Origin of the sequence: Kitasatospora sp. NPDC005856, assembly GCF_040629945.1 — a bacterium.
Lineage (GTDB): Bacteria > Actinomycetota > Actinomycetes > Streptomycetales > Streptomycetaceae > Kitasatospora.
Genome location: NZ_JBEXWT010000244.1, coordinates 1 through 1,132, shown reverse-complemented (window position 1 = coordinate 1,132; position 1,132 = coordinate 1). Strand labels below are relative to the sequence as shown.

Below are 1,132 nucleotides of genomic sequence, written 5' to 3'. Positions count from 1 at the left end.
GGCGAGTCCGGGTGGAGCCGGCGTGGCGGGGAGTCCGGCTCGGCCACCCGAGCGCCCGGTCACGCGATCGAGGGGGTCGAGCGCGGAGTAACCTCCGGGCCACCGTGCTACACGGTAACCGCATCAGCTGAGAGCGCGCTGAACGTCGGCTTGATGGATGCCGATGCGAGTTGGGCTCATTACGCCCGAGGGGCCACCCCGACGGGGTGGGACCCGTCGTCAGGAGCGGGCGTAGACCTCGGGCTTGAGCACCCCGACGTAGGGCAACTCCCGGTAGCGCTCACCGAAGTCGAGGCCGTACCCGACCACGAACTCGGTGGGGATGTCGAAGCCGACGTACTTCACCGGGACCGGCACCTTCACCGCGTCCGGCTTGCGGAAGAGCGCGACCACCTCGACGCTCGCCGCCGACCGGGACTCGAGGTAGCGCAGCAGCCAGGAGAGCGTCAGGCCGGAGTCGACGATGTCCTCGACGACGACCACGTGCCGACCCGCGATGTCGCGGTCCAGGTCCTTGAGGATGCGGACGACACCGGAGGAGGTGGTGCCCTGGCCGTAGGACGAGATGGCCATGAAGTCGAGCTCCGCCGGCGGGCCGTTGCGGCCCAGCGCCCGGGCGAAGTCCGCCATGAACATCACCGCACCCTTGAGGACGCACACCAGCAGCAGCCCGTCGCCCACGTGGGCGTAGTCGGCGGAGACCTGCTTGGCCAGCTCCGCCGTCTTCTCGCGGATCTGCGCCTCAGAGATGATCACGTGGTCGATGTCGGCGTCGTACCAGGAGCCGTCAGCCATGACTCCTAGCCTGCCGTACGTCTGCTGGCCTCCGTCGGCGGGGCCGCACCTTTTCGCGCGGTCCCGCCGAGGATTTTCTGGGCAAACAACGCCAATCACATCAGTTGGTACGTGACCGCCAGCGGCGGCCGTCGTCGCTGGGCTTCCAGTCGGCCGAGTCGTGGCTGTCGACGGTGAGGCCGGCCGCCGAGGCGGCGACGAGCAGGACGAGGAACAGGAGGAAGAACAGGAACTCCATGGCGGCGCTCGCTTTCGCATGATTGCTGTCGGTTTCGCCGCCGGTGCGCACCGGACAGAGACCAGTCTGCGACCAGCCGGAGCAACCGGACAGTGGCAG

The 1,132-nt window shown here is 68.6% G+C and carries 2 protein-coding genes; both read right to left on the bottom strand.

Features of this window, described 5'->3' with window-relative positions; genetic code table 11:
- Positions 1 to 219: 219 nt before the first annotated feature.
- A complete protein-coding gene (hpt, locus tag ABZ449_RS42230; RefSeq protein WP_030328005.1) occupies positions 220 to 795 on the bottom strand; it encodes a hypoxanthine phosphoribosyltransferase in 576 nt (191 codons plus the stop codon).
- A 100-nt stretch (positions 796 to 895) separates the two neighbouring features.
- On the bottom strand, positions 896 to 1,132 hold a 237-nt coding region (locus tag ABZ449_RS42225; RefSeq protein WP_360357506.1), incomplete at its 5' end, for a hypothetical protein.

Coding starts and splice junctions, on each gene's coding strand:
- hpt (WP_030328005.1), bottom strand. CDS start 795: ATGGCTGACGGCTCCTGGTACGACGCCGACATCGACCACGTGATCATC.